At 30.1% G+C, this 19798-nt stretch carries 14 protein-coding genes; 13 read left to right on the top strand and 1 reads right to left on the bottom strand.

Annotated features, from left to right (window positions below; translation table 11 throughout):
* Positions 1–51 precede the first annotated feature (51 nt).
* A complete protein-coding gene (locus ACKTTR_RS11695; protein ID WP_408028032.1) occupies positions 52–678 on the top strand; it encodes a tetratricopeptide repeat protein in 627 nt (208 codons plus the stop codon).
* Between the two features lie 356 nt (positions 679–1034).
* The gene (locus ACKTTR_RS11690) at positions 1035–1790 is read left to right on the top strand and encodes a HesA/MoeB/ThiF family protein (protein WP_408028031.1); all 756 of its coding nucleotides are present in this window, start codon (positions 1035–1037) and stop codon (positions 1788–1790) included.
* On the opposite strand, the gene ACKTTR_RS11685 is transcribed toward ACKTTR_RS11690, so the two are convergent.
* Positions 1787–2545, bottom strand: coding sequence for a response regulator transcription factor (locus tag ACKTTR_RS11685; protein WP_408028030.1), 759 nt, complete (start codon positions 2543–2545; stop codon positions 1787–1789). The two genes, ACKTTR_RS11690 and ACKTTR_RS11685, sit on opposite strands and share 4 nt — an antisense overlap.
* A 180-nt stretch (positions 2546–2725) precedes the next feature.
* Between ACKTTR_RS11685 and ACKTTR_RS11680 the strand changes: the two genes are divergently transcribed.
* From ACKTTR_RS11680 to ACKTTR_RS11630, 11 genes are all read left to right on the top strand, one after another.
* Positions 2726–3331, top strand: coding sequence for a hypothetical protein (locus ACKTTR_RS11680; protein ID WP_408028029.1), 606 nt, complete (start codon positions 2726–2728; stop codon positions 3329–3331).
* A 141-nt stretch (positions 3332–3472) separates the two neighbouring features.
* Positions 3473–4000 (top strand): UpxY family transcription antiterminator, encoded by a 528-nt coding sequence (locus ACKTTR_RS11675; RefSeq protein WP_408028028.1) that lies wholly within the window; start codon positions 3473–3475, stop codon positions 3998–4000.
* A gap of 55 nt (positions 4001–4055) precedes the next feature.
* A complete protein-coding gene (locus ACKTTR_RS11670) occupies positions 4056–4910 on the top strand; it encodes a hypothetical protein (protein ID WP_408028027.1) in 855 nt (284 codons plus the stop codon).
* 35 nt (positions 4911–4945) lie between these two features.
* Positions 4946–11398, top strand: coding sequence for an amino acid adenylation domain-containing protein (locus tag ACKTTR_RS11665; RefSeq protein ID WP_408028026.1), 6453 nt, complete (start codon positions 4946–4948; stop codon positions 11396–11398).
* A gap of 15 nt (positions 11399–11413) precedes the next feature.
* Positions 11414–12574 (top strand): dipeptidase, encoded by a 1161-nt coding sequence (locus tag ACKTTR_RS11660; RefSeq protein WP_408028025.1) that lies wholly within the window; start codon positions 11414–11416, stop codon positions 12572–12574.
* A 341-nt stretch (positions 12575–12915) separates the two neighbouring features.
* Positions 12916–13875: a 2,3-diaminopropionate biosynthesis protein SbnA gene (gene sbnA / locus ACKTTR_RS11655; RefSeq protein WP_408028024.1), complete on the top strand. Its 960-nt coding sequence runs from the start codon at positions 12916–12918 to the stop codon at positions 13873–13875.
* Between the two features lie 26 nt (positions 13876–13901).
* Positions 13902–14873: a 2,3-diaminopropionate biosynthesis protein SbnB gene (locus ACKTTR_RS11650; RefSeq protein WP_408028023.1), complete on the top strand. Its 972-nt coding sequence runs from the start codon at positions 13902–13904 to the stop codon at positions 14871–14873.
* 58 nt (positions 14874–14931) lie between these two features.
* Positions 14932–16275 (top strand): serine hydrolase domain-containing protein, encoded by a 1344-nt coding sequence (locus ACKTTR_RS11645; protein WP_408028022.1) that lies wholly within the window; start codon positions 14932–14934, stop codon positions 16273–16275.
* Positions 16275–17063, top strand: a complete 789-nt coding sequence (locus ACKTTR_RS11640) for an aspartate/glutamate racemase family protein (protein ID WP_408028021.1) — start codon at positions 16275–16277, stop codon at positions 17061–17063. Before ACKTTR_RS11645 ends, ACKTTR_RS11640 begins: the two co-directional genes overlap by 1 nt.
* A 37-nt stretch (positions 17064–17100) precedes the next feature.
* Positions 17101–18045 carry an LLM class flavin-dependent oxidoreductase gene (locus tag ACKTTR_RS11635; RefSeq protein WP_408028020.1) on the top strand — a complete coding sequence of 315 codons (945 nt, stop codon included), beginning with the start codon at positions 17101–17103 and terminating at the stop codon, positions 18043–18045.
* A gap of 99 nt (positions 18046–18144) precedes the next feature.
* Entirely contained in the window at positions 18145–19704 is a 1560-nt protein-coding gene (locus ACKTTR_RS11630) for an NAD(P)-binding domain-containing protein (RefSeq protein ID WP_408028019.1), read from the top strand.
* Positions 19705–19798: the final 94 nt, after the last annotated feature.

The following is a 19798-nucleotide window of genomic DNA, read 5'->3' as shown; positions in this document are numbered from 1 at the left end:
TAAACAATAACAATCACAAGATATTTGAAGTATCAATTAAAATCAATTAACATGAAGAAAATTATTACAGTTTTAGTATTAGTATTTACAGTAAGCATATCAGCACAAAGTCAATATGAAAAAGGAATGGTAAAGGCATTTGAGTTATGGAAAGGAAACAAAACAACGGAAGCGGCTCAACTATTTGAGCGTATTTCTAAAGCGGAAAAAGAAAATTGGTTACCGTCTTATTATGCAGCAATGATTCATATAGTAGAAAGTTTTCAAATAAAAGAAGAAGCAACGTTAATTGCCAAATTAAATAAGGCACAAGAGTTTTTGGATACCGCAAAATCGATTTCACCTGAAAACCCTGAAATACTAATTACACAAGCATTATTACATGTTTCATATATGGCTTTTGATGGACAGAAATATGGAATGACCATGTCGATGAAAAATGCGGGATTGTATGAAAAAGCACTTAAAATAGCACCTAACAATCCAAGAGTTATTTTAAGTAAAGCAGAGTCAGATATGGGAGCAGCACGTTTTTTTGGTCAATCTACAGAGCCTTTTTGTAATAATGTTAAAAAGGCGATAGAGTTAGGTAAGGAGGAAATAATAAAAGAAAAATTTTACCCTAAGTTTAATGTACAAAGGGCAGAACAAGTATTGAAAAAGTGTATAAAGTCCTAATACTTTTGTATTAACTGAACTAACAAGTTAAAAGAATCTTCATCAGCTATCTTTTAAAAAGGTAGCTGAATTTTTTATTAGGAGAAGTAAAAGGATATGATATGCGTTAAATTAATATGTGAAGTTTAATACAAAAATTAAACTAACATTAGTAATTAACGTCTTAAAGTTTGTATTTAAGGTTTTCACTATAAACAAGATTGTTAATGTTGTGTTAATTAACATAAGGAGTCATAATTTATATATTTGGTTTTTAAAGGTTTATTTTTTGTTTTCTCATTGTGAAAGTAAAAACTACCCTTTTGTTTAGGAATTTCTTTTCTTGATAACCTATTTTTGTATCAAAATTAACTGTTATGAAACACAGGTATGATAGGAATAGGCTATATGTTAATCAAAATGAACAGGAAATTATTAAAAATTTTCCAGTTTTATTAGGAGGAGCCGGAATAGGAAGTATAATAGCTGAGTGTGCGTTACGTTTTGGTTTTGAAAATATAACTATAGTTGATGGAGATCAAGTAGAAAGCTCTAATTTAAATAGACAAAACTACAGAGAAAAAGATGTATCAGTAAATAAAGTTGAGGCGTTAAAAGAGAGGTTAGAATCTATAAATAGTAATGCAAACATTAAAATTCATAATTGCTTTTTAACAAAAGAAAACATCAATGAATTAATAGATGGGCATAAGGCTGCTATTAATGCATTGGACTTCTCATCAGATGTTCCATTACTTTTTGATGAAACCTGTCAACAAAAAAATATTCCAGTTTTACACCCTTATAATTTAGGTTGGGGTAGTTTAGTTACGGTAATTACACCAGATAGTATTTCTTTAAAGTCTTTAGTTAAAAAAGGAGAAAAGTTTAGTGAATTAAGCGTAGTTGAATATGTTTCTAGTTATATGAGATTTTGGGGAGATCCTCAAGAATGGTTGGAAAATATCATACATGATTATATAAACGAAAAAGAAAAACTATCTCCCCCTCAATTATCGGTAGGTTCGTGGAGTGTTGCAGGGATGTGCGTACATATACTTTTTAATATTGCTACAAAAAGAGAGGTTAAGAGTTTTCCTGAGTTTTATTTTTCTTCTCTGTTCGGAAGTTAAATTAGTTTATTGTTAGTTGCAAAAACAATTGCTTCTGAAATATTTGCTACTTCTAACTTTTCAAATAGTTTTCTTCTGTGAAATTTAACTGTATCGGGAGAAACGTACATTGTTTCAGCCATTTCGTTTATCGTAAAACCTCTAACGGAATATCTTAAAATTTCCTTTTCTCTATTTGATAGTTCTATTTTCTTTTCTATTTTCCAAAAGTCGCCTTTTAAATCATATTTAAAAATCTTGTTTTCCCCTTTTTTAGATATTTTTATGTTTCCAGAGTTTTGCTCATTAGAAATAGAGATAATGCAAATAGCCTTCCATATTTTTCCTTCATTAGTAAGAAATAAAGGAGTAAGTTTTTGATTTATTAAAAGAACTTTCCCCTCCTTATTTTTCAGGTGAAAATCATAAGAAATAGAATGAAATTTTCTTTCTTCAATAGGTATTCCCTCATAGAAATCAAAACCTATAGTATTTATTTTTAAAAGTAATTGTAAGTCTTCGGGTATTACATAATTAAAATAAAAAAGGTACCCCATTTCTTCGACTTCTTTGGCTGAATGGCCACAAAGAAAAAGAGGATTTTCAGAAACGAATTCAAATCCTTTTTTTTGATAGTCAATTACATAAATACTTTTGTAAGTCGTCCTTGCAAAGGCTTTAATAGCCTCTACATAGTTTTCTGTTTGTTTTTTCTCCTCATCAGAAACATGGTATACAGTGTTTCGCGATGAAAAAAAGTCATTCACGTTATTCATAGATTAGTAGGGGGGCTTTGGTGCCAAATTAAGCAAATAATTTAGTAATAAGCAATATTTTTTATTAATATAACATTATTTCTGAAGAGAAGTTGCTTTCTTATTAATATGAACTACTATTTTGTGTAGTAAGTTAAAGGTTTTAACTAGTTAGTTTTGAGTGTGTAAAAAACAATACTCATGAAAAACTATTTAGAAAGACTGTCAACAAAAGAAATATTTAATTTATCAAAATTTGTAGTTGAAGAAAACTTCAAACATCATTCAGAGGGGAAAGGAGAACTAATAAAAGAAAAAGATATTTTGTCTGTTTATAAAGAAGAGATAAGGTATATAAAAAATTCTAAGATTTTTGTTTGTAAAGATCATACTGGAGAAATAACAGGAGCGATACGTGTTTTAAAATGGAATTATGTAGATAGACTCCCAATCCAAAGTATTTTTGGGATCAATCCTTTAATGGTTGTTGAGGACAAAGAATTACATGAAATATGGCATATAGGACGATTTGCAATAAAAAAAGGGGTAAAAGATATTGGCCTATTTAAAAAATTAATGCTTTGTGCTATAGCTCCGGTATGCAAAAATAAAAACAATATTGCTTTTGCAGAATGTGATAGTAAATTATTAAGAGTGCTTTTTTTATTAGGAATTAAACCAGTCGTAGTAGGAAAATCAGTTAATTACTTAGGATCAGAGACGATACCAATAAGTTTACCTTATAATGGACTTATAGAGTTTTATGAGGAAAATAAGCACTTAATTATAGATAGTAAACTACTGTAAATTAGGACAAAAAAAGAAAACTACCCTTTTGTGTAGTTTTCTTTTTTTTTTTGAGAACTATATTTACCACGTTTTTAAAAAATAAATAAGCCCTCTGTGATAGGGAATAGCGAAGCTGTGTTTTAGTAAATAAGTATTGTTATGAAATTTGATTGTGGTTGGTATGTATTGTACGTTAAATCTTGTTGGGAGAAAAAGGTACATGAATCATTAAAAGAAATTTCTTTAGAATCTTTTTTACCACAAGTAAAAACGATTAGACAGTGGAGTGATAGAAAAAAAACAATTCTAAAACCGTTATTTCCATCATATGTTTTTGTAAATATTAATTCATCATTAGAATTTCATCAAGCCCTGTCTGTAAATGGAGCTTGTGCATATATTCGTTTTGGGAAAGACTATGCTCGTGTTAACGAGAAAGAAATTACTCAAATAAAACTACTTATCGGGGATGAAAATATTTCTGAGATAGAAACGGACTCAAAACTTCCTAAGGTAGGAGAGATTAGGAGAATTTCTTATGGTTCGTTGAATGGATTAAATTGTGAAATTATAAAAGCTGACAATCACAATAAACTTATTGTAAGAATTGACTCATTACGTCAAAATATAACTGCAGTGATACCTTCTCACTTACTAGAACAGATACAAAAGAAAAAGCTTTGTTAAGCTAACATATTTAAGTACTACTACTTACAGTTTACTATCAAAAAAAACTACTATTATGACAAATAATGCGACATATCATCGTGAACACTTTTTTGTTCAAGAAGAGTTAGATCTTATAAAGAAGAGTGTTTTGGAGAACATAGAAAGTTCTCAATCTAAAAACATGATTGAACTTAAAAATATAGATCCTATATATGAAAAGTTACAGCTTTTTTTTAAGGAAGAATTGGGGAAAGAGGTAGAGTTTTTAAATTCATTTATCTTTTTTGCGAGTAGTACAACAATGGATTCAAGAATGAAGTCTAGTAATATGGGGTGGCATACAGACGGAACCTGCTCGTTAGTAGATGGTGATTGTTATAATGTTTGGATACCTATTTATAACGATTCTGAATCGACAGGTTTAGAGATTGTTTCTGAGGGTAAAAACCCTGAATTATATACTCAGTTTGGAGACCCTACAGAGATTCCTGTAATTTATTCTAGAGAAAACTCTAAAGAGATTTACCATTTTTTTGGAAATTCAATTCCTGAAGACACAGATTTAATAATTGTAAAAGTAGCTTCGGGACTTGTGCTACCTTTAGCCAAAAAGAATCTCAGTATAGATAAGTATGAAAACCCTACACCAGGAGATATCGTAATATTTAAACAGTCTGAATTACATAGAGGGTTTCATGATGGAGGAATTCGTATTCAGCTAAGTCTAAAATTTAGACTTAAAAACGCTGAGATTAATCAAAAATCAACAAATCAATTTTACAAACTTTTTGAAACGGTAACTTTTGGAGAAAAGAGTTTCAATGATTACCAAAGGTTTTTAGAGTTTATTCATCCAAAAGAAAAACTTAGTAAACATGGAAGTCTTGAAAATGAGGCTATAACCTCTCTCTTAAGTATAAGCATGTAGAATAAATTCCTTTTTAACTCTCAATTTACTCAAGAATGTATACTCTTATAGATGTTTTAAATAACAAAAAAAACGATAACCTTTTAGTTACTTTTATTGAAGGAAGTAATAACGAAACTTTTTTTAATGGAAAAGAATTGCGAGAAAAAGCAAACAAGGTTTTAGCTTTTTTACAAAGTAAGGGGATTCAACCGAAAGAAGAATTAGTGTTTCAAATAGAAGATAATAAAACTTTTATTGTAGTATTTTGGGCTTGTTTATTAGGAGGAATAATTCCTGTACCACTTGCACAAGGAAGAACAGGGGACCATTTTCATAAACTTTTTAAAGTATGGGGTTTGTTAAAGAAACCACACTTGATAGTTTCACCACAGTATTTATCTCGAATAGCAAAGGAAGCAGTTTTATCTAAAACAGAGGAGTTGTTTTTAACAATAAAAGAGAGTACGCTATTTATAGAGGATCTTTTCTCAGTTGAAAAAGAAGCCATTGCTGCAGATATAAAAGAAGATGATATTGCTTATATACAGTTTTCATCAGGTTCTACAGGAAACCCTAAAGGGGTTACTTTAACTCATAAGAATTTAATAACAAACATCAGAGGGATAATAGATGGGATTAATGCTCCTTCAGAAGGTGATTTGTTTTTCTCATGGATGCCTTTAACGCACGACATGGGGCTTATAGGGTTTCATTTAACCCCTTTTTTAGCCGGGTGGAATCATTATATAATGTCAACAAGTCTGTTTATTAGACGTCCCTTGTTATGGTTAGAAAAAATTTCAGAGCACAAAATAACATTCTCTGCTTCTCCTAATTTTGGTTATAGTTACCTCATAAGACGATTTAAAAAAGATAGTATTAAGAATCTTGATTTATCAAGTCTGCGTATAATCGTTAATGGAGCCGAACCTATTTCCGCTGATTTATGTAATGAATTTTATAATGTGTTTTCTAATTACGGACTTCGAAGTAATGTTATTTTTCCAGTATATGGATTAGCAGAAGCTAGTTTAGCAGTTACATTTTCAAACCCAATAGAATGTGTGAAGTCTATTGAAGTTGATAGGAAATATCTAGGAATGGGAGACCGTGTTCACGTTATAAATAAAGAGAAATCTTTATCATTAGTTAATGTAGGTAAACCTATAAAAGGATGTCGTGTTAGGATTGTAGATTCAAGTAAAGTTCCAGTAAAAGAAGGGGTAATTGGAGAAATTCAAATAGAAGGAAATAACGTTACTTCTGAATATTATGGAAATGAAATAGCAACCCATAAAACAATAGGTAAAGATGGTTGGTTGAGTACAGGTGATATGGGGTTCTTTTATGAAGAAAATCTTTTTGTTAGTGGAAGACTAAAAGATGTAATTTTTATTAATGGACAAAATTATTATGCACATGATTTAGAGAAAATTTTAGATGGTATTTTAGATATAGAACTAGGAAAAGTAGTTGTAGCAGGACATGTTAACTCTAAAGGAGAAAACAAAACCATTGTTTTTGTTTATTTCAAAAAGTCCCCTGAAAAATTTATCGATACCCTTATAGCTGTAAAGAAGAAAATTAATTTTGTGTTTGGCTTTGAACCAGATGTAATAATACCTGTAAAAGAGATTCCTAAAACTACAAGTGGAAAAGTACAGCGTTATAAATTAATTGAACGTTATAGTAATTCAGAATTTGATGATGTTTTAAGAATTATTGATGAGCGTTATAAAGCCTTAAGTGAAAAAGAAAATCATGATATACCAAAAACTCCTGTAGAAAGTAAAATAATTAAGGCGTGGCAAACAGTGCTAGGTCATAAGAATTTTGGAATTTCTGATAAATTTTTTGAGGTAGGAGGAAATTCACTAAAAGGAGCCCAGGTTTTAAATACCATTCAAAAAGAGTTTGATATAGAATTAGGTTATGATCAATTGTATGAGAAGCAAACGGTTAAAGATATAGTAGAGGTATTAGAAAATAATAAAAGTAGAACTATTTATCAGACAATTCCAATACAAGGAAAAGAAGAATGGTATTCACTTACTTCAATGCAAGAAAGGCTATATTATTTTTGGCAGTTAAGTCCGGAAGCTACAGCTTATAATGTGCCTTTGGCAATTTGTTTTAATGGACGTCTACATGTTGAAAAATTAGAAAAAGCTTTTAATGAGGTTGTTGCAAGACATCAAGTGCTAAGAACATATTTTACACTTAAAAGCCAGAAACCATATCAGGCATATGTTGATTCGGTAAACCTAACTTTAGAGGTAACAGAAATAGAAAGTAAGAATCTTGATTCGGAATTGAAAAATAGGGTAATTCCATTTGATTTACATCAAGCACCTTTATTTCGAATAGAATTATTAAAAGAGTCTAAAAACAAACATGTTCTATTCATAGATGCACCACATATAATTATAGATGGTATTTCGATGAGTTTATTACTCAAAGAAGCTTATAATGTGTATCAAGGTAATTCTGTTGATGCACTAGAAATTCAGTATAAAGATTATGCAGCATGGAGAAGTAATTTCTTAGCAACAAAAAAAGGGAGTGCACAGCAAAAATATTGGTTAGAAAGATTAGGTGGAGACTTATCTAAATCAGAGTTTCCTACAGATTTTAAAAGACCAAGTATTTTTAACTATGAAGGAGAAAAATATTCTTTTAGTATAAACCAAGAGTTGACAGATGAACTCAAAGCAGTAGCTCATAAGCAGAATGTGTCTTTATATGTAGTGCTGTTGGCAGCTTATACAATTACGCTGTCAAAATATATTAGGTCAGAAGAGGTCGTTGTAGGAGTACCTGTTTCAGGACGCGGACATTATCAATTACAAGGACTACTAGGAATGTTCGTAAATAATTTAGTACTTCGTAATTTTCCAGTAGGAGAAATACCATTTACAGAGTACCTTCAACAAATAAAAAAGAATGTTCTTAATGATTTAACAAACCAAAGCTATCCTTTTAGTGAGCTCATAAAAGATTTAAACATTAAGAATGACCCTAGTGGTAGTCCATTTTTTAATACAATGTTTGTATATCAAAATATGGACATTCCAATACTGGAAACGGATGGTTTAAAAACAACGTCTTATTTCTTTGATTCAGGTATTGCAAAGTTTGATTTGACTTTAGAAATTATTGAGATGCCTGAGAAAATAGAATATTATATTGAGTTTGCAAAAGCATTGTTTAAAAGAGAAAGTATCATCGCTTTTGCAGAACATTATAAACAGTTGATACATCAGGTAGTAACCAACCCAAATAGATCAATTGCTGATTTGACATTAGTTTCTGAAGAGACGATGGAAAATTATTTTTTTAGGAATAAAAAAGCAGAAAAATATACATCGTTAAAAGTACATGAGCTTATAAGTTCTAAGGCAAAAAAATGTCTAAATTCAGTAGCAGTTTCAGTGAATAAAAACACTGAGTTATCGTACGCTGATTTAGAGAGAAAATCAAGCTTATTAGCGAAGAAACTTCAAGAAAAAGGAGTAAAAAGAAACGTTCCTGTAGCAATTATTTTCGAAAAACACATAGACTTTGTAGTTTCTGTTTTAGCAGTATTAAAAGCAGAAGGATGCTTCATTCCTATTGAAGCAAATTATCCTGAGGATAGAATTCAGTTTATAGTTGAAGATTGTGGAGCAGAAATAGCATTGGTTACAGAAACTATAAGTAAAAACTCATACATCACAGAAGGCTGGAAGCCTATACGCATAGAAGAGAGAGAGGTGGTTTTGTTAGAACGAGTTAACGATGTTGGAATGAATGTTATTGAAGGAGCTAATCACTTAGCTTATATGATTTACACCTCTGGATCTACAGGAAAACCTAAAGGAGTAAAGGTAGCACATAGTTCGTTAATGAATTATTTAGAATGGGCAACAAAGGCCTATAACATTAATGAAAATTCAACATTTCCTCTATATACCTCTATTGCTTTTGATCTTACTTTAACGTCAATATTTTTACCACTTATTTCAGGGAGTACTTTGAAAATTTATCAAGAAACAGATGAAAAGTTTTTGATAGAAAACGTTTTAGAAGACAACCAAGTAACAGTATTAAAAGCGACTCCTTCGCATTTAAAGATGATTAAAGATTCTTTTTTACTTAAGAAAGAAAGAACCCAAAGCAAATTAGAAACATTGATTGTAGGTGGAGAGGCTTTAGATTCTCAGTTAGCTAGTGATATGATGGACTTTTTTGAAGGTAAAATTCAACTATTTAACGAATACGGCCCTACAGAAACTACAATTGGTTGTGTAGTACATGAATATAACCCTTTGGTAGATAAAAGCAATAATGTTCCAATAGGAAGAGCTATTGCAAATACTCAAGTTTATGTATTAGATAAGTACCAAAAGCCTGTTCCTTTAGGGATAGCAGGTGAGTTATATATATCTGGAGATGGGGTATCAGAAGGCTACTTAAATAGAGAAGAATTAACAAAGGAAAAATTTATTCCTAATCCATTTATACCAGAGCAATTAATGTATCGTTCAGGTGATTTGGTAAAAAGAAAGTTAGATGGTAACCTTGAGTATTTGGGGAGATTAGATGATCAAGTTAAAATTAATGGTCATCGAGTGGAACTCGAAGAAATAGAAAAGGTAGTATACACACATAAGAAAGTTAAAAATGTAGTAGCTGTTTATAAAAAAGAAAAACCGTTATGGGTTTATCTTACATTAAGTAATCAAGAAGAGGTAGAAAAAGTTCAAGAGGAGATCAAATTAGAACTTAGAAAACAGCTTCCAGATTATATGGTTCCGAAACAAATTATAGTAATAGACGAAATTCCTCTTACTATAAATGGTAAGGTAGCATATAATCAATTGCCCAATCCAATTCAAGCTTTCAATAAAGAATCGGTAGCACCAACCTCAAAGGTAGCGGAAATATTAGTGGAAGCATGGAAAGAAATATTAGGGAATTCTACAATAGGAATAACAAATAATTTTTATGAAGAAGGAGGAGATTCTATTAAAGCAATACAAATAGCCTCTAGGTTGTATGAAAAGAATATAAAAGTTAATGCTAAAGACATACTTACCTATCCTAATATACAACAGTTGATGAATTATGTTGAGGTTATAAAAGAGTCTGATACTGAAGAAGAGTTAACAGGAAAGTTATTAGAAATGAACCCTATTCAACATTGGTTTTTTGATAGGAAATTGCAAAACCCTAACTTTTATACTCAATCAGTCTTATTAAGATGGGAAGATAAGATAGAAGAAGAGGTTATATCAAAAACATTTATAGAATTATTTAATTATCATGACACACTTCGCCTAAGTTGTAATGAAAAAGAACAAACTCTTTACTATAGGGAGCAAAATGAAAATTTACCTTTCGAATTAGAGAATTTCGAACTAAAAGGAAAGTTTACAGACTTAATAAAAGAAGAATTACCTAAAGTACTGGTATCTGTTAAAAGTTCGATAAAAATAAACAGTACTTTACTAAAAGCAGCAATAGTAACAATTGAAGCAGTAGATTATTTATTTATAACAGCTCATCATTTAATAATAGATGGGGTCTCTTGGAGAGTTTTGTTAAATGATATTCATCAAACATATATATCTGTTAAAGAAGGAGTTGAAGTAAGGCTACCTAAAAAATCGGCATCATTAATAACTTATCAGAATGGGATAAAAGAGTTGTCAAGGCAATTACCTGAGCAAGAAATTCATTTTTGGAAAGGAATAAAACAGAATGACTTTACTATTTACCCAACTGAAATAATTGAAAATAAAGTAAAGGAGCAAAAAATAATAACGACCGAATTATCAAAAGAGGATACTTCTTTTTTACTCAAAGAAGCAAATACTGTTTTCAATACGAATGTTGAGATACTATTAATTGTTGCATTGACAAAAACCTTGACAGAAGAGTATAAAACGAATAAGGTAACGATAGAGTTAGAAGGACATGGAAGAGAGTTAGAAGCTGTAAATATCTCGAGAACAATAGGTTGGTTTACTTCATTATTTCCCTTGTGTTTTGAAAGGAACTCTTCAATAAAAGAATCTATAAAAGATACTAAAGACCTTATAAAAAGCTTACCTGATGGAGGGATACATTATGGAATTTTAAAATACTTAAATAATCAACTGAATAAAGAAAAAACAAAAAATAATATTTTATTTAATTATTTAGGAGAGTTTTCAAATGAAACTTCAAATGATGTCTTCTCATTAGTAAATGAATATTTAGGTGTTGAATCTGATCCAGAAAATGAAACAAGTGCACTGTTAGAGTTCAATCTTATGGTACTTAATAATACTTTAAAAATACAGGCACATTATATCCATAATGAAGAAACACAGTATGTAACGGAAAAAATAGTTAACAGTTTCAAAGCAAATATACTTGAAGTACTTAGTTACCTTAAAAATGAGGAAGATATTCACTTTACATCTTCAGATTTTGAAGCGGCTTATTTAGATAATGAAGATTTAAAGGTCTTATTTGAATAGAAACAATAAGGGAACATGAAAAAAAAAATAATTATAACTTCAGTTATACTATTGTTAGTATATTTTTTAACAGTATTAATAGCACCACCATTATTAGATACATCACAAAATAAGACAACTTGGAATGTAGCGGAATTGTCAAATGAAGCTAAAGAATTGTACGAGAAGCTAGATTTTGTTGGAGATTTACATAGCGATGCTCTATTATGGGATAGAGATTTATCAAAAAAAAGTAAAAGAGGTCATGTAGATTTTCATAGAATGAGCGAAAATAATGTTGCTTTTCAAGTATTTACAATTGTAACAAAATCACCAAAAGGCCATAATTTTGAGAGTACTGACGGTAATACTTTTGATAACATAACATTGTTGTCTATTTTACAAGGGAAATCTGTTTATAATTGGTTTAGTTTGTTTAATAGGGCAGTTTATCAATGCAATAAGCTAAAAAGCTATGCTGATGCATATGATAAAAATTTCATTATTCTTAGAGAAAAAAAAGATTTGGTCGATTTATTAAACAAGAGAAAAAAAGATAAAAAGGTCATTGGAGGCTTAATTGGTATAGAAGGAGGACATTGTCTCGAAGGAAAGATAGAAAACGTATCGAAATTATATAGTTCGGGGGTGAGAATGTTTGGAGTGTCTCATTTTTTTGACAATAAATTAGGCGGTTCGGCACATGGAATTGAAAAAGGAGGAATAACCGAATTTGGAAAACAGGTTTTAAAAGAAATGGATGAGCGAAACATGATTTTAGACATCGCACACACTTCTGATAAAATGATACGTGATATTTTAAAACTGTATAAAGGCCCGATTGTAAGTTCTCATACAGGAGTTGATGGAGTTAAGGAATCATACAGAAATTTATCTGATGAACAATTAAAATCTTTAGCAAAAAGGGAAGCTTTAATAGGTATAGCTTTTTTTTCTGAAGCAATAGGAGATACCGAAATAAAAAGTATAGTAAAAACAATGAAGTATGTAAAAGAGCTTATAGGAGTAGAATACCTTTCATTAGGGTCTGATTTTGATGGCTCAGTAACAACTCCGATAGACGTTACAGGTTATTCGTACTTGGTAGATGAAATGTTACAACAAAATTTTACAGAAAAAGAAATTGAAATGATAATGGGAGGTAACTTAAAAAAATTCCTATTAAAGAACTTGTAAGCTAATAGTTTTATTAGAGTATATCTACTACAGGTTAATATATAAGTACAAATTAATAAATGTATTAGATAAAAATAATTGAAAAGTTACTTTTGAATAATACTTCTATGCTTTAGGAAGCAAAACTGCATATTAAACTATTTAAAGAGATTTATAAAAGTAACTACTTACCGTAGCCTAACAACAATGTTTTAAAGATTAGTCTTTAAAAATCTTTAGATAAAAAAACAGTTTAAGAAAAGATAAATACTGCTAGAAGAGCAGAAAAGTACAATTAAGAACATTCTTTGTTAAGAATGCCCTAATACCTGTCCACTACATTAACCTTAAAAAGTCACTATATGGTGCTAACAAATATCTTGGATAAAGTAGGTCAAACCCCTATGATGTCCATTGAATTAGAAGCAAATAATCTCATCAACATTTGTATGAAATTAGAATTTTACAATCCTACTGGAAGTGTAAAAGATCGAGCAGCATCATATGTTATTGATAAGATTTTAAGTACTGGGATTATTAATAGAGAAACGACACTTATAGAGTCTTCTTCAGGTAATTTTGGTGTAGCCTTATCTGCTTATGCGAAATTTCACAATTTAAAATTTATTTGTGTAATCGATAAGAACACCCTACCTATTAATGAGATGTTAATAGAGTTAAATGGAGCAGAGATTATAAAGATAGATAACCCTGATACACATGGAGGATACTTATTAAATAGAATAAAAAAAATCAAACAAATTTTAAAAGAGAAAGAAAATATGTATTGGGTGAATCAATATGGAAATCCACTCAATGCAGAAGCTTACTATTATTCTCTGGGAAAAGAAATGTGTGAAGAAGCTCCTGATGGTATTGATTATCTTTTTATGGGGGTTAGCTCGGGAGGAACAATAACGGGCGTTTCAACTAGGATAAAAAAGCATTTTCCAAAAGCCAAAGTTATTGCAGTTGATATTTATGGATCAGTAGTGTTTGATAGCCCTCCACAAAAAAGATATATACCAGGTATTGGGTCAAGTATGAAGCCAGAAATCTTAAAAAGAGCAAAGATAGATGAAGTAGTTTGGGTTAATGAAGTTGAAACAGTAACAAGCAGTAGGGAACTTTTAGAGAATTATAATATTTATTCTGGTGGGTCGTCAGGCTCTGTATATGCCGGAATAAAGAAATATTTCAGTAATAAAAATATTACTTCTCCTGTAAATGTAATGTGTATTATGGCAGATCGAGGAGATCGCTATAATAGTACAATTTATAGTGATGAATGGTTTGAAAAGTTGAAAAAAGGAACAATGTAATTTTATATAAAACAAAAGAAAGAACAATGGTTTATTTAAATGAAGGTCACATAAAAGAACTAGGATTCAATTGGGAAGAAAATATTGAAACAATTAAAAAATCTGTTGAGTGTATGATTAATGATGATTATGCTCAACCTATTAAACCTTATCTGAGGTATAAAGAAAAAACCAATAGAATAATAGCTATGCCTGCATTTGTAGGAGGAGAAATTAACAAAGCAGGAATAAAATGGATTTCAAGTTTTCCACAAAATATAAAGAATGGATTACCCAGAGCTCATAGTGTGGTAATTTTAAACGACGCAGATACAGGTGTGCCTTCAGGAATTTTAAACAGCGGTTCTGTTTCAGCAATAAGAACAGCTTCAGTAAGTGGAATGATAACAAAACATTATTTAGAAGCGAAGAATCCGAAGAGTGTAAAAGTGGGAATTATTGGTTTTGGACCTATTGGGCAATATCATTTAGATATGTGTTACAGTCTTTTAAAAGATAAGTGTGAAGAAATTAGAATTTTTGATTTGAAAGGAGTTAATACTGAACTAATAAATAATGAAGAACTTAAAGCTAAAGTAGTGGTAGTAGACTCATGGGAAGAAGCATATTTAGAAGCAGATGTTTTTATGACTTGCACAGTGTCTAAAGCTACTTACATTAACAAGCAACCTAAACCTGGTTCTTTGCATTTAAATATTTCATTAAGAGATTATAAAGCGGAAACTTATGAGTGGTTTGCAAAAGCAATTATTGTAGATAACTGGGAGGAAATTTGTAGAGAGAATACAGATATTGAAAATTTTCATTTAGAAAAAGGCTTACTAAAAGAAGATACAAAATCCATTCTTGACTTGGTAAGTGAAAACATCTTTTTAACATTAGAAGAAAGCCAAGCAGTAATGTTTAATCCTATGGGGATGGCTGCATTTGATATTGCCATATCACAAAACTATGTTAGAAGGGCTATGAAAAACAAGGTAGGGATATTTTTAAACTAATATAAAGTAACTAATAGGTTTAATAAAATACTTAAGATAAATCAAAAACGAAATTCAGATGAGAAATTTTAATAAAAGAATTGTATTAACAATATTGGCTACATTTTTGGTTATTGTATTTACTCAAGCTCAAAAAGTAAAACCTTATTTTATTGTTGATAATGAAAAAGTAAACATAAATACTTTAGAGGGTGAAATAAAGCGTTTAATGAAAGAGGTTGGAATAGCAGGACTTTCTTTAGCAGTTATAAATAAAGGACAAGAAGTTTATTACAATGCGTTTGGAGAAAAATCTCTTGAGGAAAAAGGAGAAAAAATAAATAAAGAAACAATTTTTGAAGCGTGTTCATTATCTAAGAGTTTCACAGTTTATGCAGCCTATAGAATGGTTGATTTAGGATTGTTAACTTTAGATAAGCCATTGTATGAATATTATAAATACAAACCTTTAGAACATGATGAACGTTATAAAAAGATAACGGCAAGAATGGTTTTAAGTCATAATTCAGGAATAGAAAATCATCAAGGAAAAAATGACCCAGAGGTATTAGAAATTGTAGCTAACCCTGGTGAAAAATTTGTGTACTCAGGAGAAGGATATACATTTCTAGCAAATGTAATTAAAGAACTTGTTGAAGAAGAGTCAATAGAAGATCTCATGAAAAACTATGTGTATAAGCCATTAGGACTTAAAAGGACTTATACAACCGCAGTTGGAGATGGAAATGTAAATTATACAAAGCCGCATAATGTATTTGGAGAGGTTATAAATAAAGGAAGAAATAAAAAACCAGATTTAGCAGGAAGAATTCATTCAAATGCTCATGATTATGGAACGTTAATGAGTCAGTTGTTTGTGAAAAAAAATTTAACAAAAGAACGCTTGTTAAGCCCAACTACTAGAATGAGAAATGATCGAGAGCTGTTTTATGGACCAGGATTCGAAATTTTATATACGAGTAACGATACATTATTAATTCAAGGGGGAAATAACAATGGGTTTAAAGGATTAGCATGTTATTCACTAAATAAAGATTGTGGTTTTGTCTTTTTTGCGAATTCAGATAGAGCGGAAATGTTAGGAGTAGCAATTAATGAATTAACTATTAAAAGTCAAATTTCTGAGTACTATAAAGGAATAGTGTATACAAATCAAAGTCCTAATAAAGCAAATGAGATTTTTAGTTTGTACAGAACAAAAGGAGCAAAAGAAACCAAGAAAAAATTAGCTAAAATTTTTAATGATAAAGAAAAGGTATTTACTTCCAATGATATTATTGACTTAGTATATTATTTAAAAGATAGAGAGTATGAAATAGCCAAGTATATAGCAGATAAATATACGACTACATATCCAGACCCTAATCTTGATTTTTTGTATTCACGCTGGTTAACTAAATAATGATTGAGGAACAAGTAATTGGGATTGTTGGAGGAATGGGACCAGAATCTGGTATAATGTTATGTAACTATATTAATAGCTTGACTCCAGTAACGAAAGATCAAGAACATCTTTCTATGGTATTGATGTCATTCCCAAAACACATAGTTGATAGAACAGCTTTTCTAGATGGGAAAACAAGGATAAATCCAGCATTTCAGATATCTAAAGTTATTAAAAAACTAGAAAGCGCAGGGGCTACAATTATCGGTATAGCATGTAATACAGCTCATTCGAGTATAATATTCAATGAAATTAAAAAAGATTTAAAGAAAAGAGGAAGTACATTAAAGCTATTACACATGCCACAGATTACTTGTGATATTTTAGGTAAAACATATCCTAAAGTTAAAAGAGTAGGTGTAATTTCAACAAACGGAACTTATAAATCAAAGATTTATGAAAGTACTTTAAAAGAAAGAGGCTACGAAGTTATTCTACCAAATTTTGAATTCCAAAATGATGTCATTCATAAAATGATATATGACGCAGATTTTGGAATAAAGGCTAGCCCTAATATCAGAACAAAGGAAGTAAAACAATTAAAAAACAAAACATTAGATTTTTTTTATAAAAATAATGTTGAGGCAATTATTCTTGGTTGTACTGAATTATCTCTAGTGTTTTCTGAAAATCCCTCAGAAATTAAAGTTATAGATTCAACAATGTCATTGGCGAGAGCTTTAGTACAAGAAGCTTCCGTTGTTAATACAAAAAATAATGAAGTAAGAACATTATACACATTGTAATTAATTCCTAACCATAATATAAAAACGAGAAAAAATGATGAGCTCTAGAATAGGAACTTTTTATCCATTATTAAAGAATTACACTGATGTTAATGGGTATGATAATGTAATTAAAACTGTACAGAAAGCAGACAGCAATGAATTAGATTTTTTTTGGACAGTAGATATTGAAACAGATGCGATGAACTCTTCTAATGGTAATCCGTCTGTTATAAATTCAGCATTATCTATGATTACTTCTAAAATAGGTTTGAGAGGAGAAAGTTCTATTATAGGGAATCAAGACCCTTTAAGAATTACAGAAGAGTGGTCAGTAATCGATAATACTTCAAAAGGAAGAGTTGGTTTATCTATTGATTCATGTACTATTGATGAAGCAGAAAAAAGAATAGAAGAAAAGATTAAAGCTATTCGTACGCTGTGGCAAGGAGGGAGTGTTGTTCGGAAAAATGGAGCAGAAATAGATGTAGAGCTAAAAACATTTCCTAAACCAATTCAAAAAGAATTACCATTGTGGATTTCTATAAAAGAAAATAATGAAGTAATGTATAAAATGGCTGGAGCTATGAAAGCCAATATACTTGTTTATTGTTTAGAAGAAACCTTACAAGGCTTAGCAGAAAAAATAAATACCTATAGAAAAGCTTATGGGAATCAAGATCACACTCAGGGCATAGTTTCATTAATATTACCAGCTTATTTAATTGCTAAAGAAGAAAAATTAAAAGCTACTAAGAACGCAGAATTAATAACATACTTAGATTATGTTAAATCTTTTTATAAAACAGTTTGTAATATTGATTTAGAAAAAGAAAAAAAATATTTAACATATGTAAATTCACTAGTGGGAACAAAGAAGTCTAGCTCAGATTTTCTTAAACAAATAAGCTTGATTGGCGTAAATGAAATTGTAGGAATACTATCTCCAGAAGTCTCTCCTAATAAAACATTAGAACTACTCTCTTTTTTAAAAAAAAAGTAAACACTCATAAGTTGGCACGAGCATAATTGATAGGGGCTACTCACCTTATAATAGCTTACTGTGCGTAAAACTTTTTTATAATCTATAAAGCAAATTAATATGAAAACTAAACACAAAGATTATATAATCATTGGTGCAGGTCCGGCAGGGTTGCAATTAGGGTATTTTTTTCAAAAATATAACCTAGATTTTTTAATAGTAGAAAAAAATAACGTTGCAGGGTCTTATTTTAAAGATTACCCTAGACATAGAACATTAATTTCTATAAACAAAGTTCATACAGGTTTTGAAGATAAAAATTTGGACTTAAGATTTGATTGGAACTCGTTACTATGTGATAAAGATGAATTATTATTCAAAGAGTATAGTAAAGAGTATTTTCCAAATGCAAATTTATTTGTCGATTATCTCAACGATTTTGCGAAAGCATATGCATTACCAATTGATTATGGAGTAGAGATTCAAAATATTAAAAAAGAGGAGGTATTTACCTTAACTACATCAACAGGAGAGGTGTACACATGTAATCATTTAGTCGTCGCTACAGGGTGGGTAAAACCATACATTCCAGAGATTCCAGGGATAAATCATGGAGAACACTATATGACCATGTCTCTAGACAAGAAAGCGTATGAAAACAAAAAAGTTTTAATCATAGGAAAAGGCAATTCTGCTTTTGAAACAGCAGATGATTTAATAGCAACGACTGCTACTACCCATGTGTGTAGCGAAAATAGTTTGGTAATGGCTTGGAACTCTCATTATGTAGGTAATTTAAGAGCTGTTAACAACAATTTCTTAGATACTTATCAATTAAAAGCTCAAAATGCTGTATTAGATGCAAGTATTAATAAAATAATAAAAGAAGGAAATCAATACAAGGTAAGCATTACTTACAATAATAATGCATCTGAAGTAGAAGAGTTAGTATATGATTCTATTATCCTTTGTACAGGATTTAGGTTTGATGACTCTATTTTTGATGAAAGTTGTAAACCTGAATTAACAATTAAAAATCGTTTTCCTAACCAAGAAAGCGATTACCAGTCTACCAATATAGAGGGACTGTATTATGCAGGAACAATTACACATATGCGAGATTATAAAAAACAAGCTTCGGGGTTTGTGCATGGGTTTAGGTATAATGCAGCCTGTTTAGCTAGGATACTAGCCCATAAGAATCATGATACTTCTTTATTATCATCAGAAATTGAATGGAATGTTGATGTAATTGGAGATGAAATAATAGATCGTATCAATTCTAATTCTTCGTTATGGAATCAATACGGATATCTTGGGGATTTAATTTTAATTAAAGATGATAAGTTACTTTATTATAATAGTTTACCTGTGGATTATGTTAAGGAGAAGTTTGTAAAAGATACGGATGACTACTTTATTTTAACTATGGAGTTTGGGAAAAAAATTGAAACAGGCGAACATACTTCAGTAAATCGTGTACATCGAAACGATTATGAAAATGCTCAAAACAGTGCTTTTATTCATCCAATAGTTCGTTACTACAAAGGAGATGAACTAATGGAAGAGTTTCATATTATAGAAGACTTAGAAGCGGTTTGGAAAGAATCAATTCATATAGACCCCCTTAAAAAATTCATTAAAAAAGTAAAGCAGAAACTTTCAGTTGTTCCTGTTTAAGTAGTTATCTAAAAGCTCTTCCTAATAGTAAAATAATAAGTTATTGATTCATAGCGATTTCATCTAAGTACTATGAATTATCTATATAACCCAA

Origin of the sequence: Tenacibaculum litoreum (assembly GCF_964513915.1) — a bacterium.
In the GTDB taxonomy this organism is placed as follows: domain Bacteria; phylum Bacteroidota; class Bacteroidia; order Flavobacteriales; family Flavobacteriaceae; genus Polaribacter; species Polaribacter litoreum.
This window is presented reverse-complemented; position numbering and strand designations above follow the sequence as displayed.